The sequence below is a fragment of the Bacillus sp. AFS023182 genome (assembly GCF_002560575.1).
GTDB classification, from domain to species: Bacteria; Bacillota; Bacilli; order Bacillales; family Bacillaceae_G; genus Bacillus_A; species Bacillus_A arachidis.
The window spans coordinates 1-22,537 of sequence record NZ_NTRO01000028.1 but is presented as its reverse complement, the minus strand read 5'-3'; the positions used below and the strand labels follow the sequence as shown (position 1 = coordinate 22,537).

The following is a 22,537-nucleotide window of genomic DNA, read 5'->3' as shown; positions in this document are numbered from 1 at the left end:
AGTATCGCCATTTCCATACTTGGCTTTGCATGAGACGCTGCAGTATTTGGCAATTGTATTGTAATCACCATATCAACACCTCCTAATATACCTTTTGATTCTTATTATATGACAACTTTTTCTTTCTTGCATCCTCATGATTTTTAGAAAAGCAGTAATTTATTTGTTTTGATATAATACATACAAATTGAAATGAAAAAAAGAATCATTACCTCATTCATTATACTAATCACTCTTCTCATCTTACTATTTGGAGCCTATAAACTCATGAATTCACGAACGTATCAATTATTTGGTGAATTAACAAATCGAGTAGAAACAAATCAAAAGATTGTTGCACTAACCTTTGATGATGGTCCTACAAAAAATGTAGAAAAAACATTACCACTCTTAAATAACTATAATGCGAACGCTACTTTTTTTGTTATTGGAACTGAACTAGAGAAAAACTTAAAATTAGGGCGAGCAATCGTAAAATCTGGACATCAACTTGGAAATCATACATATTCTCATAATCGAATGATTTTTAAGACACCTTCTTTTATGAAAGAAGAAATTGAAAAAACAAATACATTCATTCGCGCAACAGGATATACAGATCAAATTGATTTCCGGCCACCGAATGGAAAAAAATTAATCGGCTTGCCCTACTATTTAAACAAGCATCACATTGAAACCATTACTTGGGACCTTGAGCCTGACACGTATTACAATTCACCCTCTGATAAAGTGAACTATGTAAATAAAAATGGAAAACCTGGTTCTATCATCTTATTACATTCCATGTATGATGATTCTGAAAAGTATTTACAGGCACTTGAAGGTATTTTAGATTCTTTATCTAAAAAAGGTTATCAATTTGTAACTGTAAACGAATTGCAAAAAAGATAATTCTACAGTGAAAAGGCCCTAGCATCATGTTATGCTAGAGCCTTTTGTATTTTAAATTACTCCAATCACATCTAAAAATACGATAATAATAGCAATTGGTGCTACATAGCGAAGTAAACATAGCCATAAAACAAATAGTTTATATCCTTTATTTTTACTTACACCAAGTTCTTTCATTAATACGTCTTTCTTCATTTTTAATGGAACAAAGATTGCAACTAATAAAACACCAAGCGGCATAAGTACATTACTTACTGCAAAGTCTGCTAAATCAAATATTGTTTTTCCAAAGAGCTTCACATCGCTTAGCACACCATATGATAGTGCCGATGGAATCCCAACAACGAAAATTAATAACCCAACAATCAATGCAACCTTTTCACGTTTCCCTTTACCTTTTGTTGTTAACGAGGCAACGCTAATTTCTAACATAGAAATTGCTGATGTTATAGTGGCAAAGAAAAATAGTAATAAGAAAACAATGAAAAATAGTTTTCCGAATGCCATTTTACTGAAAATAGCTGGTAGTACAATAAATAATAATCCTGGGCCTTGAGATGGTTCCATTCCAAATGCGAATACAACTGGGAAAATCGCAAGTCCAGCAAGCAATGTAATAACAAGTGTTAAACCAACAATAGAAAATGCTGAACGCGGCAGACTTTCTTCTTTTGGTAAATAGGAACTATAAGTTACCATTACTGCTACCCCGACAGATAAAGAGAAGAATGATTGTCCCATCGCATATAAAACAATTTCAGATGTTACATGCGAGAAGTCCGGTTGTAAGAAGAAGCGAACACCTTCTCCTGCTCCATCTAATGTAAGTGCACGAACAATTAACACGAAAAATAAAATAAATAGTGCTGGCATAAAATATTTATTTACTTTTTCAACACCGTTTTGGACGCCTTTACTTACGATAAAAATAGTAATAAGAATAAATAATAGCTGTGAGCCAACTGCTAAATACGGATTGGAAATGATTTCACCAAATGTTGCTTCGTATGCACCATTCCCTTCCCACAATCTACCTGTAACTGCATTCCATAAATATAATAAAATCCAACCTCCAACAACACTGTAGAAAGAAAGTAATATGAAACATGTTACAATCCCTAATTTACCAAGCCATTGCCATAACGTTTTAGGAGCGATTTCTCTATATGCATCCACAGCCTCTTTTTGTGTACTTCTTCCAATTACAAATTCTGCTAATAATAAAGGTAAACCAATCAGTAAAGTAAAACCGATGAAAATAAGGAAGAACGCACCGCCTCCTCCAATACCGGCCATATATGGGAACTTCCAAATTGCTCCAAGTCCAATCGCTGATCCTGCTGCAGCTAAAACGAAACCTAATTTCGATGTCCATTGCTGTGAATTCATATTTTTATCTCCTCTCTCTTCTATTCTTTCATACATTTCGTCCTTACTCGTATTGTTCTAGCCTGTTTCCTTTCTAATACAACCACTTCCTTTCAAAAATAAAAAAACGCCCCTACAAAAACGTAGGGACGATGAAAATATCGCGGTACCACCCTAGTTGTGAAGAACACTAAGAAACACCCGAAATAAAAAACGCCCCTACGAAAACGTAGGGACGATAAAATATCGCGGTACCACCCTAGTTATGAAGATACAACAAGAATAATCCCTAAATAAAAAACGCCCCTACGTAAAAACGTAGGGACGATATATATCGCGGTACCACCCTAGTTGTGAAAAATTCTTCACCACTTTATTTGATAACGGTATACACTACCGTCTTTCATTTCTTCACAACGTGAGATTTATGAAAGATGCTCCAGGACGAACTTCATGAATAATCTATATACTGATTCACACCAACCATCAGCTCTCTGATATAGGGAGATTTCCATTACTTTACCCTTTCATTGCTCAAATATTATTTTCCGAATTGATTACTACCATTTTTATCATACATTAAAAATAGTGTCAACTAATTTTTTGAATATTTATGTATCAGATTCCTATTTTTTCATAATAAAAATTCAAAATATGACTTTTCGATGAATACTATTGTAACACTTATGGTTTATCCTTTATTAAATATACCGACAGGTTTATAGTAGTATAAGATGATTGTAACGCAGCATGAGTAGGAGGAAAAACTTTGTCTACTTCAAAAGTTTTAAAAGGAACTGCTTTACTAAGTGGTGCCACAATGATTTCGCGTATTTTAGGCTTTATATACTTCTTCCCCTTTCAACTATTAGTTGGTGAACAAGGGGTTGCCCTATACGCATATGCATATTCTTGGTATGGTATCTTACTTAGTTTTTCAACGGCTGGCATTCCGATTGCCGTATCGAAATTTGTGGCTAAATATAATGCATTAGGTGACTATAACACAAGTAAAAAACTGTATAACTCCAGTATAAAACTGATGATACTCATGGGGTTCGCCGGATTTTTAATCTTATTTATCGGAGCTCCTTACGTATCTCAGTTTATTATTCGTTCCAAAACACCAGATCCGGAGTTTATCGCTGATGTAACACTTACAATGCGAGCATTAAGCTTTGCGCTCATTCTTGTTCCAGCAATGAGTGTCACACGTGGATATTTCCAAGGATTTCAACATATGAAACCAAGTGCTGTTTCTCAAGTTGTAGAACAAATTGCACGTGTCGTTTTCATTTTAGTAGGTAGTTTTATCGTTTCAAAATTACTAGGCGGTTCTGTAGCTTCTTCTGTTGCAGTCGCTACATTTGGAGCGGTTATCGGAGCAATTGCTAGTATTTCGATTTTAATTATGTATTGGAAAAAATATAATCACTTAAAACCACCTGCGGGCGAATTAAAAACACGAGCTTCAAACATTTCGTTAAGAAGCATTTATATGGAGCTACTTCGTTATGCAATCCCAATTGTTTTTGTAGGGATTGCTATACCGCTTTATACATTAGTGGATCAATATACTGTAGCCGATGCATTAAGGGCAATCGGAACACCGCTTGAAACAGCAAATGCGATATTTGCTTATATAACGAACTATGCTCAAAAATTAATTATGATTCCCGCTTCACTTGCAACTGGATTTTCCCTTACGATTATTCCAGCAATTACAAAATCATTTACAAGTGGAAAACTTGATGAACTACAAGAACAGATCACAAAAATTTTCCAATTGTTATTATTCTTTACAATCCCTGCTGCCTTTGGACTCGCCAGCATTGCATACGATTCATTCCGTATGATATATATGAGCCCTGATACAGCTTTAGGCGGATCACAATATTTAATCTCTTATGCACCATCAGCCGTATTAAGTGCCATTTTCACAGTTTCAGCAGCTATTTTACAAGGAATTGATTATCAGAGAAAAACAATGATTGCTTTCTCCATTGGTATTCTTGTAAAAATCATCGCGAACATACCACTTATATACTTATTAGGTGGACATGGAGCAGTACTTGGAACGATTCTTGGATATCTCGTTTCTGATATCATGATGCTATATTACATTGTCAAATTTGCAAAGTTTGATATTGCAGAAACGGCTAAAACAGTATTCCTTATTACAATTTATTCAGCAGCAATGTCTGCTGTTGTAATGGGATTAAAGGCGATTGTCGGATGGCTAATCCCTGGACAACCTTATATCGAATCATTACTCATCGTTATCATCTGCGGCGCAGTTGGAGGATTGGTTTATCTTACTTTCGTATTAAAAAGTGGTCTGGCTTCACACATTCTCGGTGATCGTATTCAGCGTTTACCTGTGCTAGGAAAATTAATAAAATAAAAAAGAAGAGATGTAACTTCACTTATCGTTACATCTCTTCTTTTTTCTACTTTACATACTGAATAAGTTTTTGTTGTTCATCAATATTTAGTTCTGGAGTATATGTATGAACCAAGTGTAACACTTCCTGAATTAGCAATTCTAATTCTTTCACACTATATTCGGGATTTCCTAATAACGTATCCGTTAAACGCTCATACAAATTTTCAGGTCTCACTTTCATGCGTTCAATATTATAAGACATCCACTTAAAAGCTGGATGATGCACATACAGTTTATTTAAGCCAAATAAAACACCAAATAAATCTCTTTGCACTTCACAAATGATATCATAAAGCATAAGCCAATCTTTTCGTGCCAAAAGTGCCTCGCGATTATGCCAGCGATTGCTTAACCAAAGATTTTCCATAATCATTCGTTTCGCTAGTTCCTCTGGATATTCTGCAACTCTATCCTTTAGCTGATTTACTTTCATTTCTCCGTATAAACTCACACCATCATGAATCGATGATACGATGCATTGTTTCTCATAATCTGTCTCATATTTATCTACTACATCAGAAATAAACTTTTCAACTGTCGTTGTTAAAAAGTTGCTAATTTCTAGCTTAATCCCTTCTGTCGTCAAATATGTTTCTGACCATTCTTCCTCTTCATAAGGATGATATGACAAAATAGTTCCACCAATACTTTTAATAGGTTTTTGACGATCTTCATCCGCTGGCGATGCTGACCATAAAATATGTAATTCAATATCTGAATGTTCATCCTGTAACTTCCTTGCTACAGATCCTGCCAAAATAATTGCCTCTATTTTCGGATTTTGCTTATAAATTGCTGTCATTTCTATTGCTTTATCTATTAACTGCATTCTATTTCCTCCTTAAAACTACTTCCTTCTCCTTTGCTTATATTCATTCATTTCTATATTAAACCTTAATTTACCTTTTATAATAAAAAAAGAGTATACACCATGCATACTCTCTCAATATATCTTATTCAAATAATCCCATACTTAAATACCGCTCACCCGTATCAGGTGCAATACATAATACTTTCTTACCCGCACCTAATCGTTTCGCTATCATGATTGCAGCATACACGGAAGCTCCTGAAGATGGACCTACTAATAGGCCTTCTTGTCTTGCTAAATTTCGCATTGTACTTAACGCTTCTTCATCTACAATTTGAATAATTTCATCATACACTTCTGTATTTAAATTTTTAGGAATAAACCCTGGGCTTGTTCCTACTAACTTATGAGGCCCGGGCACACCTCCGGATAAAACGGGAGATCCTTTTGGTTCAACTACTGCAATATATATATTTGGTAGTTTCTCTTTCAAAGTTTCCCCTGTTCCTGTAATCGTTCCACCTGTTCCCGCAGTTGCTACAAAAGCATCTAACTCTCCATCCATTTGCTCATAAATTTCAAGAGCTGTTGTATAACGATGGATATTGGGATTTGCTGGGTTTTCAAATTGCTGTGGAATAAAACTATTTGGTATTTCTTTTTGTAATTCTATCGCTTTTGCAATTGCTCCTGGCATTCTTTGCTCTGCTGGCGTCAAAACAACTTCAGCTCCATATGCTTTAAGTAAATTAATCCGTTCTTTTGACATATTATCTGGCATAATTAAAATGGCTTTATATCCTTTCGCAGCTGCGGTCATTGCTAAACCAATTCCTGTATTCCCACTAGTTGGTTCAATGATCGTATCACCTGGCTTAATGTGACCTTGTTCTTCCGCCATATGAATTAAATTGTACGCAGCGCGGTCTTTCACACTACGAGACGGATTAAACATTTCTAATTTCACATATACATCAGCTGCATCTTCTGGAACAAATCGTGATAATCGTACGACTGGTGTATCTCCAATTAATTCTGTAACATTATGACATAGTTTCATAGCGCATCCCCTATTCTATCGTGATTTTCGATCACTTGGCAATAACCATGACGTAAGACCAATTAACGGTAAACAACTACATAATACCATAATAAATTGCAGACTATACACGTCTGCTAACTTCCCAAGAACAACAGCCCCTAACGCTCCAAGGCCAAACGCAAGACCTACAATTAAGCCTGACACCATTCCAACTTTTCCCGGGACAAGTTCTTGTGCATATACAACGATAACACTAAAGCTACTAGAACTAATAAAACCAATACATAAAAATAACGGTACAACCCATGCGAGAGAAACATATGGTAATAAAAGTGCGAGCGGTGCAGAACCTAGCATTGAAAATACGATAATATTTTTCTTACCAAATCGATCGGCCAAAGGCCCACCAAAGAATGTACCAAGCACCCCAGCAATCATAAATGCAAATACAAAGTACTGCGCATTTTTAATAGACAAACCGTAATGCTCTATTAAATAGAATTGATAGAAATTCCCGATGCCAGCTCCATACCAAGAACGAACAAAGGTTAAGAAAACAAGAAGAATGATTACAAATTTAATATGCGTACTTACAATTGCATTCTCAGCATCAAGTGCAGCTCGTTTCTTTCTTCGCACCGCACCATTTACTAACTCATTTTTGTACCATTTTGAAACAAAAATTAATAGCACAATACCTACTGCTGCAAAAGCTGTGAATCCCAGTGATCCAATTTGCCCAAACGGAACAAAAATTAACGCTGTAAAAATGGGTGCAAGAGAATTCCCTGTATTTCCTCCTACTTGATAAATAGATTGCGCCAAACCACGCTTTGTACCTGCTGCCATATAAGCAACCCGTGCTCCCTCTGGATGAAAGACCGCTGATCCTAACCCAATAAATAAAACAGAAATAATAACGATAATAAAGTTTGGCGCGAACGCAAGTCCAATCATCCCAAGCATACTTGAAAACATACCAAGTGGCAGGAGAAATGGCGACGGCTTCTTATCTGAATACATCCCAAATACAGGTTGCATAATCGATGACGTCATATTTAATGCAAATGCAATCCACCCTACTTGCATATAAGATAGATTCATCGACTTTTCCAGAATAGGAAATAGCGCTGGTACAACAGCCTGCATCGAGTCATTTAAAAAATGGCCGAAACTAATCGCAAATAAAATACGATAAATCGTCGGTGAATCCACTGTATTTTCCTTTGACACTGCCTGCATAGTTCACTCTCTCCTTCCCTAAAAACAGAAAATACAACCTATAAACCGTACACTTACTGTACTAATTTCTGATTTTTGAAACATTTCCTATTCTATAATGGTTTTATCTCTTTTTCCAGTAACACAACTTCGATTTTATATAAATTATTTACTCTATTATATTTATATAAGAATTACCAGTTTTAATTATAGCGATTTTTTCTTCTTTTATACTTAGACAGAAATGAAGGCAAAGCATGAAAACTATGAAGAAAAGACAAAAGAAATTGTTGCACCCTCACTCACATTATTAGTATTTTTATCTGCATAGTGGCAAAAACAAGAAACAACATCTAGCTCAGAAAAAAAAGTACATCACTCCATTAGTCGTAATGTACTTTTTATTTTCTAAATAAAATTTAATTATAATTCTCTTTTTTCTTTTAAAAGTTTTTGAAATTCTATTTCTAAATCTTCAGATGGTTCAATACTTAAGCGACTTAGTACTTCCGATATTTTTGTTTCAAGTAAAAGAAGCTGATCTTCTTTCGTATCTCGCGTCTTTTCCACTTGATTGAGTTTATATTGCTGATACGTTCCATCAAATAACTTAATCTCTTGATCATGAATTGCTAAAATTCTTGTAGCAATATTTTCAATAAACCGGCGATCATGTGAGACAAAGATTACACTTCCTTCGTACTCTTTTAGAAGAGACTCTAACGCTTCAACAGCTTCCATATCGAGAAAGTTCGTCGGTTCATCTAACACTAAAGTATTAATATCACTTAAAAATAACTTCGTCAGCGCTACTTTCACTCGTTCACCGCCACTTAAAACCCTTACAGGCTTATAAACATCATCTCTGAAAAAATGCATTCTCGCAAGAACCGTTCGGATCAGTGTTTCATCCTGCTTGGAAGAAGACTGGACATTTTCGATAATTGATTTTTCCGTATCTAATATGTTTAAATTTTGACTAAAATAACCAATTTTCATAGCTGGTGAAAGTCTAATGCCATACTCTTGATTCATAATTATTTTTACAAGTGTCGTTTTCCCACTTCCATTTGAGCCGATAATCGCTAATTTATCCCCACCTCGAATATGAAAACTCGTTTTGCTCCAAAGTACACGCTCACCAACTTTCCCTGTTACATCTTTTACTCGAAGAATAATCCGATTTTTAAACGTTTCCGCATTCGGCAGGTTCATCTTAAGCGGTGGAATTTCTTTTATTTTTTCTACCTTTTCAAGCTTTTCTAACCTCGTTTCAATGGCCGATGCTGTTTTTTGTAGCTTCTTTTGCTTTTTGGCAAAGTATGGCTTTGCTCCTGTAATTCTCGCTTCGGATTTACTTACTTTTTTTGGCGTTTTTGTTGCTCTTTCAGCTTTTTTCTCTTTTAGTTTCATTGCTTCTTCTAGCTGCTTTTTCTTTTTTTCATATGTTTCATAAGCTAATTGTTCTTGATGAAGCTCTATTTCTTTTTGTTTTACATAATCACTATAGTTGCCTGTATACTCTTTTATCTTTCCTTCATTCAATTCCCATATAGTTGTACAAAGAGCATCTAAAAACGCACGGTCATGTGAAATAACAACAAATGCACCTTGCCACTTTTTCAATTTCTTCTCCAACCATTCGATATGTTCTGTATCTAAATTTGTTGTCGGCTCATCTGCTAGTAAAAGTTCTGGGTCTTTCACAAAAACCTTTTGAATATATTCTTGCGTCACTTCACCACCACTTTTCGTTGTATCCGTCCGTTTAAGTTGCGGTAAAAGTTCACATTTAGTACGTTGAATAACATTTCCTTCTTCTGGAGAAATTTCCCCAGCTAACATTTGAAATAACGTTGTTTTCCCGCTTCCATTTCTACCTACTAACCCAATTCGAGCATTTTGCTGAATTTGTAGTTGATCTATATCTAATAATAAACGATCCTTTACATAATACTTTATACAATTAGCTTCTAATAAAAACATAGTAACATCTCCTTTTATCAAATGTAGGAGACAAAAAATGCCCCCTATATCCATTCAGAATAGGAGGCATCAATCATTTATAGGTGCATACCAAAAGAGACTATCCCTTTTAGATCCAACTATAGAAGTCCCATCCTATTCTGAAAAACGCAAATTGAAGGCATCACAAATAACAGCGTTATCGTATGCTAAAAAACCTTCAATTGTTTGCTTTCGTAAATAGGATTAGTACTTCATGTAATTGGGTCACCCTTCCGTTCTTTTCATTTCATTCATGCTATTTTTAGTATAACTAAAAATTCCAAATAAAATCAATGTCTTTTTCATTTTAAATGACAAAATGTTTATATTTTTCAAAATCACTCGTCTTACATTCAAGTGAAATTTTCGTACCTTCATTTTCATAACTCGTAGATATAACATGTGCATAATCATTGAAATAAGAGACCATTTTCCCTTGATCATACGGAATTAACATCTCACACTTTATATACTCTTTGTATATGTGCGAACGAATCATTTCTACAAGTTCCTCAATCCCAATTTGTTGTTTTGCAGATAGATACACTCGATCCTCCTGAGTTTTCGGGATTTCAACATCCATCATATCTGATTTGTTATACGCATAGATCGTTGGAATATTTTCAACACCAATTTGTTTTAAAGTTTGGTTTGTAATCTCAATCAATTGTTCATAATTTGGATTTGCATAATCCACTACATGAATCAATAAATCTGCCTCCGCTACTTCTTCTAATGTAGAACGGAATGCTTTCACAAGGTGGTGCGGTAATTTACTTACAAACCCAACTGTATCTGTTAATAAAAATGATTTATTATCTGGAAGTTCAATATTTCGCACTGACGTTTCCAGCGTCGCAAATAACATATCCTTTTCAAATACTTGTTTCTCGGTAGAACCGTTAAAGATCTCCAGCATCGTATTCATTATCGTTGACTTACCCGCATTTGTATATCCTACTAAGGAAACAACAGGAATTTCATTTTTCTTACGTTGTTTGCGCTGCGTTTGGCGCTGTGCGACAAGCGCTTCTAACTCTTTATTTAACGCTGCAATCTGTTCCTCAATTTTACGACGGTCTAATTCTAATTTCTTCTCACCGACACCTTTGTTTTTCGTACCAACGCCGCCGCTCTGTCTTCCTAAAGATTCACGAAGACCGATTAAACGTGGCATCATATATTGCAGGTGTGCTACTTCAACTTGCAACTGTGCTTCTTTTGTCTTCGCACGCTGCGCAAAAATATCTAAAATTAAAATTGTACGATCAATGACTTTACAATCTAAATCAGCTTCTAAATTTCGAATTTGCGAAGGTGATAGTTCATCATTAAAGATCACCATGTTCGCATCTGCTTCCTTCACAAAAGTAGAAACTTCTTCAATTTTCCCTTTTCCAATATAATGTGATGGATTCACGCGGTGCAAATTTTGTGTAACTCGCCCTACAACTTCCACATCACACGCTTCCGTAAGATTTGTTAACTCCTCCATCGAATATTCAAAATCACTTTCATTATTTAAATTTACTCCAACTAATATCGCTTTTTGCACTAGTTCTTCCATACATTAATTCCTCCATTTCGATTACGTAAAATAAAAAGCACAGGTCACTGCCTGTGCTTTTTGCAAACGGATGAGAGTACACCAAATAAACAAAAGAAAGCATTGCTTTCAAATTGCTACATGGTCAATAAGTCCCAAATGATATACGTATTCAAGGAAGCATACACATATATCACATCATTCTATTTATAAAGGCAAAACAAAAAGAGGGCGTATTCGTCCCTCCCTCTTTTCACATATCTGTTCAATAAAGGGTTCCTTTAAAATAGGCAGACCAATCCCGTTCACTCTGTACACAGACAGAGCCTTTGAGCGCTATTCAATTATTGGCACAAAGTATTGAGACGTAATCTGATTAAAATCAAAGGAGACCCCTCCGTTCATTAAAAGTTACATAAATCTTAGCATAATTATGTAGTTTTCACAAGAATAAACTTCACTTATGGGCATAAACAAAATCATCAATTTCCGATTATATTCTTCATTTTTTGCGTACACTTCTTATGGTGAAGAGGACATAATTTAATTTTGTACTTGTTCGCTTTCCTCTTGCATTTCCTTTTTCATTTCATGATAGTATGATGGTAATTCGATTCCATGCTCTATAAAATAATTTTCAATTAATGAAATGATCACTTTCAATGTTTTCACACGTGCATATAATTTATCGTTACTAGCGATAATATTCCAGCTTGCATTCGGTTTATCTGTTTTCTCAAACATTTCTTCCATTGCCCGGACATATTCATCCCACTTTTCACGATTGCGCCAATCTTCATCTGTAATTTTCCATCTCTTCAGAGGATTTTTCTCCCGATCCTTAAATCGTGCCAGTTGTTCATCTTTACTAATATGATAGAAGAATTTTGCTACTATGTAATGATCATCCGTTAATAATTTTTCAAAATCATTGATTTCATCGTATGCTCTCGTCCATTCTTCTTTTGTAGCAAAACCCTCTACACGCTCAACCAATACACGACCGTACCAAGAGCGATCAAAAATAGTAATTTGACCATACTGGGGAATTTTCCGCCAAAAGCGTTGCAAATAGTGGTAACGTTGTTCATGAGGAGCAGGCGCACCAATTGGATTTACTTGGAATCCACGCGGATCAAGATGCTCAGTAATTCGTTTAATCGCTCCCCCTTTTCCGGCTGCATCCCAACCTTCCATGGCCATGATAACAGCTATTTTTTCTTTTTGTAAAATTTGCTGTAGCGCTAATAAGCGCCTTTGATACTTCTCAAGTTTCTTATTATACTTTGATTTTGATTCCATTTTTTTCGTTAAATCTACTTGGGCAAGACGATCTTTTGTCATAAAATATTCCTCCTTTTTCCATGCTAATGATATTTTAACATAATTTTCACTATTTTCTTACTTATTCAGAAAACATTACCAAATTGTTGTACAATAAGAATGAGGTGATACATAATGAAACAAACTCTACAAAATGCGCTCAAAAAGTATAATGCCATTCATCTAGAAAAGCATATTTTAAATTCTCTTGACCGAGCAATTCAAATTCATCTACGTAAAGGATCTGATGAGCAAATAGCAATCGGAACGTCAAAATTAGGAGGTTTTCCAGATTTACCTGATGAATTAAAGATTCCAACATATAACGACATACCGCTACACTTTATTGGGCAACTGAATTTAGAAGAAGTACAATCCTATCACAGAGGAAACCCACTACCTACAAAAGGCATGTTGTATTTCTTTTATGACGCAGAAGAACAACCGTGGGGATTTGATCCAAGGGATACCGGAAGACACCGCGTTATGTACACGGAAAATATAGAAAAGCTAAAACGACGAGAACTTCAAACAGAAGTGTTCCCTCCTTCAATCATTTCATTTCAAGAAACGTGGACATTAGCAAAAGAAAAAGTCGGTGAAACAGGTTTATCACATGATGATGAATGGGATCTTTATAAAGAAATAGAAGAATTGTATATCGATGGATTGCATCATTTACTCGGCTCCGCACAAGCTATACAATCAGAAGAAATGGCTGAAGAGTGTCATCTTGTTACAAACGGAATCTCTTTAGGAAATGGATACCCTTCAGAGAAAGAAATAAAGCGTTTATCCGGTAGTCCTCAAGATTGGATGTTACTGTTACAACTTGATACGAACGATGAGTCTGAAATGGATTGGGGAGACACTGGTCTATTGTATTTCTGGATCAAAAAAGAGGATTTATTGCAAAGAAACTTTGAAAATACATGGTTGATTTTGCAATGTTGTTAAATCCGAAAGTATCCGGCTCGGTGTAGTGCTTATAGTAAATTAACTATGCATTCGCAGCATAATCCCCCCTCCGTCTCTAAACATTACTGTCATTGGTATAAAGTAAAACTTTAATCAGTGGGGTTTTTCTTCATCTCCCACCTAACTTCTTAGCCTTCGCTAAATTTTGAGATGGGAGTTTTACTGTCCTAAAATATCGGGATAAAACGAAAGACAGTAGAAAAAACAGCCAACTTTTTCTACAAAGTTGGCCTAATCATTATAATTGAAATTACGCTATACGAAGAAACATGATAACTGTTTGTGAAATCCTTTGACTCTTAGTTTTTGCATTACATTATTAACATGATTACGGACTACTCTCTTTTCACATAATCAGTGTTATCGGAAGTGAAAAATGATATTGAGATTAAAGGGTATGATAAACAATACAGTATATTGCAAGTATTTTTAAGGAGAACCCATTAGTGAGTAAAAGACATATAATATTGATATCAATACTTTTTGCTTTAATTATCAGTGTTATTAATACTCCTGCTAAAGCTCAAGAACAGCATTCTGTTGAAAAGTTTTGGTATAAGATTGGTTATAAATCTGTCGGAGAAGCAATAGCTGAATGCGAAAAATTATTTCAACGAGGCATTACATTACCGACAAGGCTACCATCAGTAGAATTTACTCATCAATTTGGACATTGTAATAACAATGAATATAGTGTAAATGACAGTTTTGAAATTGAGTATATAAATGAGCATACGGGTACGAAACATTATATGATAAGAATCCGCCCTTTAGAGTATACAATTCCAATTAAACAAGAACTGACTAAGGGTGTATATACACTGAAGGATAAATCGAAAGCAATATTATTTCATATAAGGGAAAGTTCAAGTCTTGATACTCTTACATTTGAAAGGAATGGTTGGCAATATATGCTAATCATTGATAGTAGAGGATTAGATAAAGCTTCATCAAAAGTCTTAGTCCAAATTGCAAATACTATTGAGTGATGAATAAAACAAAGAGGTCTATTAAGACCTCTTTGTTTGTTTAATTAACGTAAGTCCCGATATCAGAAGTAAAAGCAAACCCTTCCCTATATGTGACTCTGAATTTTTCTTTTTTATATTGATTTCTTAGTCATTTATATATCTTATAACTGCCATTTCTTTACCAAACCTGTCACCATTATCAACAAAACCTAAACTCGAATACAAATAATGAGCTCCTTTATTTTCAGGATGATAACCTACTACTATTTTTTTTGCATTTGGTAATTTAGTCATTTCTTCAATCATTAAATTAGTTGCTGCTTTCCCTATACCATTACCTTGGAATTTCTTATCAATCATTATTCTATATACCCAATACCCATCAAGTTCTTCCATTTCAGAATTAAACATTAAAAATCCTACCACTTTTTCTTCGCAATAAATTGCATAAGGTTTTAAAGTTGGTTCGAATTTTGATTGAGCTATTGAAATAGCATTTGGTTCAATATATTCTGCTTGTCCATCGGATAACTCTAATTCACAACATTCATACCAGTTTTCTGCATTTAATTCTACAAGTTTCACAGCGGTTTTAATCATAAATTTTCCCCTTTCGAATTTAGAGAATACCTCTACCACTTATAGTTAATTAGGTGTTATTCCCTTAAAATCATTACCGATAAAAGACCTTCTGTTTGTCATAAAGAAAGCCTCTCTCACCGTTAACTATCTTTAAATTTATAATTTTTGGACTATTTTTATCATATCATGTTTTTCTATCAAGTTATTCTTATGATTAAATTTTCTTTATTTTGGGCTAGGTAATGTTTTTTTTAAGTGAATACACTATACATACCCAGTTTACATAAGCTCTAATTATCGGGATTCAATGTATTTAGAAGACTATTAAAAGTCCTCCAGATTCTTTAACTGGGGGACTTTTGTGTTCAAATAATTCTTGTTATCGGAAGTCATTTCACTGTTTACATCATAGATCTTACTGTTATCTCTATTAGGGATCCCATGAATATAGGCTTAGGTTAATATTATGGTAAAATTTACTATGTAGGAGGGAGAGATTTGAGGGGTTTTATTTATATTGCTTTAATAGCATGTACTTGTATGTTAATAAGTTCGTTGATTTTACAAAAGAAATTTCTATATAAAAAATATGATGTTTTTTTGTCTACTATAATGATAGGAGTATGTATAACCCTTATGCTCTATGGCTTTTATGGTGTCGACATTTCTATCGGTAGACCATTATGGTACGTAGCAGTATTTATATTGATTGGAGTTGTAACGGGTACTCTTATAAGTTTAGCTGTGAAACTGGGAAGGCAACAAGATAGATATAAATTTCATGTTTTTGGTCATATGCTAGGATTTTTAGGATGTGAAATACAAATTATAGCTTACTTTTATGAAGAATATCAGTGGCGTTTTTTTAATATGGAACTATTTATTTCTTTTTTCTTAATTTTATTAACTACATTATCTGTTTGTATAGCAGTGTTCTTTCATCGGATTTTTTTCATGTGTGTTGCAATTTTTCCTAGTTTATTGACAACGCAACATTTATCTATGCTTTGGATCATTGTGAGTAATAGTTTGTTTGTAATGGGTGCATTGCTTATGACTACGGAATATAAAAAGAAACGACGAGTAGATAAGCGTGTAGAGTATTTTAGAGGAAAAGGTTATTCATAATAACATCCTGATATAATTTAAATTTCTAGAATAAAAGATTAAATTGTTAATAAGGGATATCGCCACATGCCCATCAACTTAAGAATTCCGACTACCCCTAAGTGTAAAAAAACGTTATTCTTTCTAAATGTAATGTAGTGCTTTGAGAAAAAACGGTAAATCTTTTACAAAAAATATCCCCTACTTTCTAAACCAATAGTAGGGGATATTGGCGTTTTAATAGACTTAGGAGGATAAATACAATTCGTGGCTAATAGGAACATCATGCGTTGTGGATTTGAAATAAGTTTGATTATTTTTTATCTATTTTATGGCACAATCGCACTCTTTAGTTGAATAAAGGAACAATTATCTATGCAGCAATCCAGCCTAGTAGTATAAAATTAAATACAAATTAAGCTACAAGTCATGATATTTTGTTATCACTGATTTAGCCCTTTCAATAAGCTTATTTTTTATGAAATCAGGTTCTATTATTTCTGCTTCAGGTCCAATACTCCAAAGTAGTTCAACATAAAACCACTCTTCTGAAGGGTTAATATTCTTTGTTATTTTCGCGGTTCCATCCGAATTATATTCCATATTATCTCTTAACCATGATATGCTCTCAGCTTTTCTTTTTCCCTCTTTGCTTAAACTCACTTCGAGCTTTATGGGATTAGATTCATACTCAGAATACAACCATTCTTTAACATTCAAATGGATATTAGTGGAATGAGAGTTAGAATTAATGATTGTTTTTTTAATTCGATCTACTCTGAAAAGCCTTATGCCTCTTCTCATTCTACAGTAAGCAGGACAATACCAATACCCGTTATATACATATAAGCCCGTAGGTTCTATCTCTCTATAGATTTCATCTTCTGTTGTTTCATATAAGATATTTACAGTTTTCTCTTCTATAGATGCATCATAAAGGTCTCTTAGCGTCTTTTTATCTACTTTAATATTTGGTTGCCACATCAAGATTTTGTCTCTAGTATTCTCAATTGCATCGGAAGTTACCTGAGGAATCATATTGAACAGTTTATTTAAAATTACTTCATATGAAGAAGAAAAAGGAGTGGAGCCAACATATTGCATGGCATCTATTGCAAAAAATAAAGCTATTATTTCATCCTCACTAAACCAAATAGGAGGGATCATTTTATTTTTCATTGTACTAAACCCTCCATTTCTACCTCTTTCTGAATAGACTGGAAAGTAAATTTCACTTAGCTCCTGTATGTCTCGGAGGATTGTTCTCTCTGAGACTCCTTCGGATTTAGCAAGTTCCTTTGCAGTAATGGAATTATTATTGTTTAATGCCAGCATGATTCTAATGATACGTTTAGTCTTAGACATTTAATCACCTTTTTCAATAAATATGACAAAATCTGTCTTATTTATAGTATAAGCTAATTTTAAACTAAGTGAAGGAGGCTGATGCAAAAATGAATACCATCGAATATATTACTGAAACGAAAGAAGTTTTATTTTCACGTAAAAACTTAAAAAATGAAGAGCTATCTGCGAGATTAATAACTGATTACATTGTAAGTAATGGTGTAGTTTACGAGAATATAGGTTCTTGGGTTGATGATGTAGTGAGAATTAAACTTAAAAAGTTGGAGGAAGAAACAACTTACCTAACTCAATCAAAGAAATATAACTTTAGATGTGTTGAATACCGAAAATATGAAGATGACCCATCGCAAAGAGAGGTGCTTCATGTTCTTGAGAAAGAAAGTACTTCTGACTTACTACCTCATCTTTTAATTTTTAATCCTTCTCTACAGGGCAGGCCATTAAAAAGATGTGCATCAGAAATAGATGAAGATCGGGAAATATTTGTTGTATATTATTTAGATGATTGTGAATGTGCATGTCGAATAAAATAAATATTTGTTTCCAAATTTGACACCTCTCATTAAAAAGTTGTTATTTTTATGATAAACAGAATTTAGAGAAAAATAAATCTATTATGTATAGAGATAATAAAGTCGTTTAATTATATTCTTAAAAATAAAGTAACCATTTATCTGTACGCTGATAGATGGTTACTAAAAATGTTTAAAAGGTTAGCTTTTCTTTCGCTTTACGATTTTTTAAGAATATTAAAGTTGTTTAATTTCGGAAGGCGAATAGTTACACATAGCCTCCTTTTTTAATTATTTATTTTAGCCAATATAGATTTAACAAAGTTTGTTTTATCATCTGCATATTTATGTTTATCATTGGGATTAGCCTGTGAAAGTTGAATCTTTAACTGTTCATACTCAATCCGAGAAGTTTTATTATTTTTTAAGTAATCTCTAAAACACAATTGTTTAATTAAATATTTATTACCCTTTTCATACATATGAATTTGATGTGTTCTCGGCTCTCCCTTATTAAAATAATATCTTTCAGGTAATACATCTTTTCTATACCTATAATTTAACTGTTCTAACTTAGCAATACATTTCACACCATTTTCAAAATTCTTTAATTCAATCGCAATATCAATAATAGGTTTTGCACTCAAGTGTGGAATAGAAGTACTTCCAATATGGTGTATTGCCAAAATGTATTCTCCAATTTGTTTTTCAATCAATTGTTTCTCTTTTGAAAATTCGATTTCCCATTCCTCAGTCCAAGGAACTAAAAAAACTTCGCTATGGGGTAACCCTAACATTTGATTAACTCCTCCTGCATACAGCCCTTTTTTACGAACATAATATCGAAATATTCTTTCTTTTCATTATATAGCATACAAATAAAAAGATGGTGTGAAATTCCAATTCATACCATCTTTTTAAATAACTATTTTAATTTTTAAAGGACTTTATTATTTTTTTAACAACTTTAATATTTGTGTACAGTTTGCTCGATAGCGATGGGACGTAATTCCTATATCTAGTAAACCGTTTTTATACTTTCCGAACCATAGCCAAATAAATGGATGATGCTATACTTTGAATAAAAAACACAAGCATTACATAATAAATAAAATATTCCTTATCTATTAACTTAAATATTGCTATTAATGCTACTCCAATTAATATACCAACCGTTAGAACAGTATAAGATAGTGACTTAATTTTAAAGATGAACATTTGTCCTCTCTCATCTTGTGACTCCATCCGACGTTCAAACGTAATTTTGTAAATTTCTGCAATGAACACTAATACTACCAACACACAAATTACAATCGTAGCAATATTAACCATCATTCATCCTCCTCATATTTAAATACATCAGTTATTTCTTTCTCAAGCGAATTAGCAATTTTGAAAGCTAAAATCAAAGAAGGGTTATATTTATTTTTTTCTAAAGCTACTATAGTTTGTCGACTGACACCAACTGCATCTGCTAATTGTTGTTGCGTCCATCTTTTTTCAGCTCTTCCTACCGCTATATTATTTTCGAGCATGTCATTCCTCTCTTCTATTACACAGTTATCTCAACTCGATAGTAATATATTTTTTACAAAAAGTAAAGAATATATTACTATAAACTGAATAACACATTATATGTTTAACTGAAAAAACGTGAAAATTATAAGATGTTACATTTATTTGGGATAAAAACTATGAATTCTTTGCACTAAAGATTATTTTGGCTAGAAACCTTGTTGCAGTTTTAGTAATTTGTTTTTGTTGTATCTTGAAGTGTCCCAAAAACAAAAAGTTTGTACATTTTCATCTGGAGATGTCAATTTTTTCGTTTTGGGGGTATTTGTAATTCTTAGCTTGATAGCAATGTGGTGCTACCCCTAGTAATTCTAATTCTTTAATTGTTTCACACCAAACACTTATAAGGCTAACCGCTAAAATATCTTTTTTACATGACTTTTGAGAAGTATATTCTTGCACAAAAAAAGCATAAACCTGCATTTTATGCAAAGTTATGCTTCCTGTTATATTAAAAGGGAAGCTTGCTTTTTTCTTATTCCCCCTTTTCGAGGGGATGGGCAAAAACACCCATTTTGATTAAAATATTGTATTTATAAGAAAATGAAAAGTTAAAAAAACGTACTGGAATAAAGAGGAATTAACCGAAGAACAAGTACGAATAATGAACCTTTATAGAATAAGGATTGAAAATAATCATTCCTTTCTTAACATACAATCACAGTTGTTATTGAAATAAGATATTTTGGTTCATCTTTTTCAAATTGATATGACTTTTTATATACTGTGCAGCTTAATTTCAAATCAACACATGCAAGGATGAAAATAAAGAAAGCGAGTGTAGGGCATGTTTTACTTTGCATAACAGCTACTTATATGTTGAAAAATCAAAATAGATATACATATAAAAAACACGCCTTTCCTCCCTGTATTTCTACAAAAAAGAATAGCGTGTTTTTTTATTAATTCATGCGAGCTTTTCTACTTACTTGACAAACAAATCTCATCAATTTTCTATGAACTGATGGAAACAAAGTAAAAATAATATCCATTGTTCTTCGCATTGACATTGGACAAATAATCGGCTTATTTTTATGAATACCATTGATGGTAATTTTCGCAAGTTGCTGTGGAGACATCATTTTTTGTTTTTTCAATTGTTCTGTCATCACAGATTTATCAATATGAACTGCTTTTGCGGTATCAAAAATAGGAGTATCAACGAATGTCGGACATAATGCACTTACTTTAATCCCATATTCTTCTGCTTCATAATGTAAAGATGTCGTTAAACCTACAACCGCATGTTTCGTTGTAGAATAAGCTGAGGATATAGGAGAGGGACCAAGTCCTGCTGCTGATGCTGTATTCACAATATGGCCAAATCCTTCATCTTTCATAAGATTATACCCAACTTGAGTTCCGTAAATGACTCCCCACAAATTAATATTCATGATTTCTTTCCAGTCTTCAATCGACATATCATAAAATTCGCCATACATAGCAATACCAGCATTATTAAAGAGATAATCTAATCTACCAAACTCTTTATATATATCCGTAATTGTTCGCTCCACACTTTCAAAATGTGTAACATCTAAGTACACATACCTAGAATTGATTCCAGTTTCGTTTAGCTCAGTCTCTACAATTTTTCCTTCTACTTTATTAATATCTGCGATAATGACAAAGACATTACGGGATACTAATTCGCTACAAAGCGCCTGGCCTATCCCCGATGCACCACCCGTTACTATAGAAACTTTCCTACCTTCCCCCATCATAATTCCTCCTTCATGCACCCTACCTTATACAAAATTAATTGCTACTACCTAATGCCTGTTATATAAGAGTCGATCTATAGTCGACGCATATTCGGCTGCAACAATTCTAGCACCTGTGCTATTAAAGTGCACGCCATCCTTTCCTATGAGTCTACAGAAAGAATAGCGTATTTTTTGATTTTAGGGAGTATTTTTTTTTATTAGGTTGATAGCGATGTGGATTCTCCCCTAAACTAATGACCTTTTCTCCTTTTCCATAGTTTCGAATTAGGTCGGGATCTCTAAAAATCGCGTACGTTCCAAACAATCTCACCGCGCTCGTCCCACGTACTGTGATGTCGATTAAATCCTATTTTTTCCAGAACTCGAAGGGACGCAACATTCCAAGCGCCCACAGTCGACCAAAGTCTGTGACGCCCGGTAGCAATCGCAGCGTCCAGCACAACGGATGCTGCCTCGGTCGCATATCCTTTACCATGAACACTGCGGAACAACTCGTATGCGATCTCAGGCTCTTCAAGGGTGGAACGGCCGATAATCAAGCCACAGTACCCGATGAAATCGCCTTCGTCTCGCCTACGGATAGTGAGAAGAGAAATGCCATTTTCAGCCGCTTTCTTGCGCATCTCAATAAGATAGCTACGAACGGAGTCAAGGGTTGGCATGTCCACACCACGTTCGCCAATTAATTTTCTCAACCAGGCTGAATCTGATTCCTCCCACATACTCAGGTCAAGTCGTTCAGTTTTCAGATGGAACGCCATAGGTTTAAATAAAGCTGTCATAGTGGAAACCTCCTAATTATGTCACTGCACTCATAATAGCTTCGCAGCTCATCACCACATCAGGTTGGAAACCTGGTTGATTCGCGAATCTATTTTCCAAATCTCGAGAGAGTTTATAGCTACTGTATACAAAAAATTAGCTTTATTTTATGCATAAGCAATTTCCCTACAAAATAGACCTTTTTATCAAACTCTTTTACTAATTATCAATCTTTATTATAAATTATCAAACTTTATTTTAAATCTACATTGCCGTCAGATTAAGCTCATGCAACATCGA

21 protein-coding genes, 1 pseudogene and 1 other annotated feature are annotated in these 22,537 nt (G+C 34.0%); of the genes and pseudogenes, 7 read left to right on the top strand and 15 right to left on the bottom strand.

What is annotated here, in order from left to right:
• Positions 1 to 192: 192 nt before the first annotated feature.
• Complete coding sequence (locus CN288_RS14650; RefSeq protein WP_098302536.1) at positions 193 to 891, top strand: polysaccharide deacetylase family protein; 699 nt, start codon at positions 193 to 195, stop codon at positions 889 to 891.
• Positions 892 to 942: 51 nt separating this feature from the next.
• On the opposite strand, the gene CN288_RS14645 is transcribed toward CN288_RS14650, so the two are convergent.
• Positions 943 to 2,280, bottom strand: a complete 1,338-nt coding sequence (locus CN288_RS14645; RefSeq protein WP_026592044.1) for a sodium-dependent transporter — start codon at positions 2,278 to 2,280, stop codon at positions 943 to 945.
• A 296-nt stretch (positions 2,281 to 2,576) separates the two neighbouring features.
• Positions 2,577 to 2,799 (bottom strand) — a binding site (T-box leader).
• 229 nt (positions 2,800 to 3,028) lie between these two features.
• Between CN288_RS14645 and CN288_RS14640 the strand changes: the two genes are divergently transcribed.
• Positions 3,029 to 4,663: a putative polysaccharide biosynthesis protein gene (locus CN288_RS14640; protein ID WP_098302535.1), complete on the top strand. Its 1,635-nt coding sequence runs from the start codon at positions 3,029 to 3,031 to the stop codon at positions 4,661 to 4,663.
• A gap of 46 nt (positions 4,664 to 4,709) precedes the next feature.
• On the opposite strand, the gene CN288_RS14635 is transcribed toward CN288_RS14640, so the two are convergent.
• The 6 genes from CN288_RS14635 to CN288_RS14605 form a co-directional block, all read right to left on the bottom strand.
• The gene (locus CN288_RS14635; protein WP_090688354.1) at positions 4,710 to 5,534 is read right to left on the bottom strand and encodes a DUF4037 domain-containing protein; all 825 of its coding nucleotides are present in this window, start codon (positions 5,532 to 5,534) and stop codon (positions 4,710 to 4,712) included.
• Positions 5,535 to 5,658: 124 nt separating this feature from the next.
• Entirely contained in the window at positions 5,659 to 6,576 is a 918-nt protein-coding gene (gene cysK / locus CN288_RS14630) for a cysteine synthase A (protein ID WP_098302534.1), read from the bottom strand.
• 15 nt (positions 6,577 to 6,591) lie between these two features.
• Positions 6,592 to 7,800, bottom strand: coding sequence for an MFS transporter (locus CN288_RS14625; RefSeq protein WP_026592048.1), 1,209 nt, complete (start codon positions 7,798 to 7,800; stop codon positions 6,592 to 6,594).
• A 402-nt stretch (positions 7,801 to 8,202) separates the two neighbouring features.
• A complete protein-coding gene (locus CN288_RS14620; RefSeq protein ID WP_026592049.1) occupies positions 8,203 to 9,765 on the bottom strand; it encodes a Vga family ABC-F type ribosomal protection protein in 1,563 nt (520 codons plus the stop codon).
• A 328-nt stretch (positions 9,766 to 10,093) separates the two neighbouring features.
• Positions 10,094 to 11,353 (bottom strand): GTPase HflX, encoded by a 1,260-nt coding sequence (gene hflX, locus CN288_RS14610; RefSeq protein ID WP_026592051.1) that lies wholly within the window; start codon positions 11,351 to 11,353, stop codon positions 10,094 to 10,096.
• 522 nt (positions 11,354 to 11,875) lie between these two features.
• Entirely contained in the window at positions 11,876 to 12,676 is an 801-nt protein-coding gene (locus tag CN288_RS14605; RefSeq protein WP_026592052.1) for a polyphosphate kinase 2 family protein, read from the bottom strand.
• A 114-nt stretch (positions 12,677 to 12,790) separates the two neighbouring features.
• On the opposite strand from CN288_RS14605, the gene CN288_RS14600 reads away from it, so the two are divergent.
• Together CN288_RS14600 and CN288_RS14595 are read left to right on the top strand one after the other, a co-directional pair.
• The gene (locus tag CN288_RS14600; protein ID WP_026592053.1) at positions 12,791 to 13,612 is read left to right on the top strand and encodes a YwqG family protein; all 822 of its coding nucleotides are present in this window, start codon (positions 12,791 to 12,793) and stop codon (positions 13,610 to 13,612) included.
• A 467-nt stretch (positions 13,613 to 14,079) separates the two neighbouring features.
• Positions 14,080 to 14,622 (top strand): hypothetical protein, encoded by a 543-nt coding sequence (locus CN288_RS14595; RefSeq protein ID WP_098302533.1) that lies wholly within the window; start codon positions 14,080 to 14,082, stop codon positions 14,620 to 14,622.
• A gap of 126 nt (positions 14,623 to 14,748) precedes the next feature.
• Here CN288_RS14595 and CN288_RS14590 read toward each other — a convergent pair whose 3' ends face one another.
• Positions 14,749 to 15,204: a GNAT family N-acetyltransferase gene (locus CN288_RS14590; protein ID WP_000597922.1), complete on the bottom strand. Its 456-nt coding sequence runs from the start codon at positions 15,202 to 15,204 to the stop codon at positions 14,749 to 14,751.
• Positions 15,205 to 15,822: 618 nt separating this feature from the next.
• Between CN288_RS14590 and CN288_RS14585 the strand changes: the two genes are divergently transcribed.
• The gene (locus tag CN288_RS14585; RefSeq protein WP_255259981.1) at positions 15,823 to 16,314 is read left to right on the top strand and encodes a hypothetical protein; all 492 of its coding nucleotides are present in this window, start codon (positions 15,823 to 15,825) and stop codon (positions 16,312 to 16,314) included.
• A 399-nt stretch (positions 16,315 to 16,713) separates the two neighbouring features.
• Here CN288_RS14585 and CN288_RS14580 read toward each other — a convergent pair whose 3' ends face one another.
• A complete protein-coding gene (locus CN288_RS14580; RefSeq protein ID WP_441296560.1) occupies positions 16,714 to 17,628 on the bottom strand; it encodes a helix-turn-helix transcriptional regulator in 915 nt (304 codons plus the stop codon).
• A 119-nt stretch (positions 17,629 to 17,747) separates the two neighbouring features.
• Here CN288_RS14580 and CN288_RS14575 point away from each other — a divergent pair, with 119 nt between their 5' ends.
• Positions 17,748 to 18,194 carry a hypothetical protein gene (locus tag CN288_RS14575; protein ID WP_026592056.1) on the top strand — a complete coding sequence of 149 codons (447 nt, stop codon included), beginning with the start codon at positions 17,748 to 17,750 and terminating at the stop codon, positions 18,192 to 18,194.
• Positions 18,195 to 18,460: 266 nt separating this feature from the next.
• Here the strand turns inward: CN288_RS14575 and CN288_RS14570 are convergent, their stop codons facing one another.
• From CN288_RS14570 to CN288_RS14555, 4 genes are all read right to left on the bottom strand, one after another.
• Complete coding sequence (locus CN288_RS14570; protein ID WP_026592057.1) at positions 18,461 to 18,970, bottom strand: GrpB family protein; 510 nt, start codon at positions 18,968 to 18,970, stop codon at positions 18,461 to 18,463.
• Between the two features lie 235 nt (positions 18,971 to 19,205).
• Positions 19,206 to 19,505, bottom strand: coding sequence for a hypothetical protein (locus CN288_RS14565; protein WP_026592058.1), 300 nt, complete (start codon positions 19,503 to 19,505; stop codon positions 19,206 to 19,208).
• Positions 19,505 to 19,708, bottom strand: a complete 204-nt coding sequence (locus CN288_RS14560) for a helix-turn-helix transcriptional regulator (RefSeq protein WP_026592059.1) — start codon at positions 19,706 to 19,708, stop codon at positions 19,505 to 19,507. Before CN288_RS14560 ends, CN288_RS14565 begins: the two co-directional genes overlap by 1 nt.
• Before the next feature lie 268 nt (positions 19,709 to 19,976).
• Positions 19,977 to 20,180: a hypothetical protein gene (locus CN288_RS14555; protein WP_098302531.1), complete on the bottom strand. Its 204-nt coding sequence runs from the start codon at positions 20,178 to 20,180 to the stop codon at positions 19,977 to 19,979.
• A gap of 130 nt (positions 20,181 to 20,310) precedes the next feature.
• On the opposite strand from CN288_RS14555, the pseudogene CN288_RS30040 reads away from it, so the two are divergent.
• Positions 20,311 to 20,427 (top strand): annotated as a pseudogene (locus CN288_RS30040) (protein kinase); the annotation flags it as partial.
• A gap of 223 nt (positions 20,428 to 20,650) precedes the next feature.
• Here the strand turns inward: CN288_RS30040 and CN288_RS14545 are convergent.
• Entirely contained in the window at positions 20,651 to 21,469 is an 819-nt protein-coding gene (locus CN288_RS14545; protein WP_026591687.1) for an SDR family NAD(P)-dependent oxidoreductase, read from the bottom strand.
• A 284-nt stretch (positions 21,470 to 21,753) separates the two neighbouring features.
• Positions 21,754 to 22,257 carry a GNAT family N-acetyltransferase gene (locus tag CN288_RS14540; protein ID WP_016131669.1) on the bottom strand — a complete coding sequence of 168 codons (504 nt, stop codon included), beginning with the start codon at positions 22,255 to 22,257 and terminating at the stop codon, positions 21,754 to 21,756.
• Between the last annotated feature and the right edge of the window lie 280 nt (positions 22,258 to 22,537).

Bases quoted from the DNA above. Each gene is read 5' to 3' on its own strand.
- CN288_RS14650 (WP_098302536.1), top strand. From the start codon at position 193: ATGAAAAAAAGAATCATTACCTCATTCATTATACTAATCACTCTTCTC.
- CN288_RS14645 (WP_026592044.1), bottom strand. From the start codon at position 2,280: ATGAATTCACAGCAATGGACATCGAAATTAGGTTTCGTTTTAGCTGCA.
- CN288_RS14635 (WP_090688354.1), bottom strand. From the start codon at position 5,534: ATGCAGTTAATAGATAAAGCAATAGAAATGACAGCAATTTATAAGCAA.
- cysK (WP_098302534.1), bottom strand. From the start codon at position 6,576: ATGAAACTATGTCATAATGTTACAGAATTAATTGGAGATACACCAGTC.
- CN288_RS14625 (WP_026592048.1), bottom strand. From the start codon at position 7,800: ATGCAGGCAGTGTCAAAGGAAAATACAGTGGATTCACCGACGATTTAT.
- CN288_RS14620 (WP_026592049.1), bottom strand. From the start codon at position 9,765: ATGTTTTTATTAGAAGCTAATTGTATAAAGTATTATGTAAAGGATCGT.
- hflX (WP_026592051.1), bottom strand. From the start codon at position 11,353: ATGGAAGAACTAGTGCAAAAAGCGATATTAGTTGGAGTAAATTTAAAT.
- CN288_RS14605 (WP_026592052.1), bottom strand. From the start codon at position 12,676: ATGACAAAAGATCGTCTTGCCCAAGTAGATTTAACGAAAAAAATGGAA.
- CN288_RS14600 (WP_026592053.1), top strand. From the start codon at position 12,791: ATGAAACAAACTCTACAAAATGCGCTCAAAAAGTATAATGCCATTCAT.
- CN288_RS14590 (WP_000597922.1), bottom strand. From the start codon at position 15,204: ATGATTAAAACCGCTGTGAAACTTGTAGAATTAAATGCAGAAAACTGG.
- CN288_RS14585 (WP_255259981.1), top strand. From the start codon at position 15,823: ATGCTCTATGGCTTTTATGGTGTCGACATTTCTATCGGTAGACCATTA.
- CN288_RS14580 (WP_441296560.1), bottom strand. From the start codon at position 17,628: ATGCTGGCATTAAACAATAATAATTCCATTACTGCAAAGGAACTTGCT.
- CN288_RS14575 (WP_026592056.1), top strand. From the start codon at position 17,748: ATGAATACCATCGAATATATTACTGAAACGAAAGAAGTTTTATTTTCA.
- CN288_RS14570 (WP_026592057.1), bottom strand. From the start codon at position 18,970: ATGTTAGGGTTACCCCATAGCGAAGTTTTTTTAGTTCCTTGGACTGAG.
- CN288_RS14565 (WP_026592058.1), bottom strand. From the start codon at position 19,505: ATGGTTAATATTGCTACGATTGTAATTTGTGTGTTGGTAGTATTAGTG.
- CN288_RS14560 (WP_026592059.1), bottom strand. From the start codon at position 19,708: ATGCTCGAAAATAATATAGCGGTAGGAAGAGCTGAAAAAAGATGGACG.
- CN288_RS14545 (WP_026591687.1), bottom strand. From the start codon at position 21,469: ATGGGGGAAGGTAGGAAAGTTTCTATAGTAACGGGTGGTGCATCGGGG.
- CN288_RS14540 (WP_016131669.1), bottom strand. From the start codon at position 22,257: ATGACAGCTTTATTTAAACCTATGGCGTTCCATCTGAAAACTGAACGA.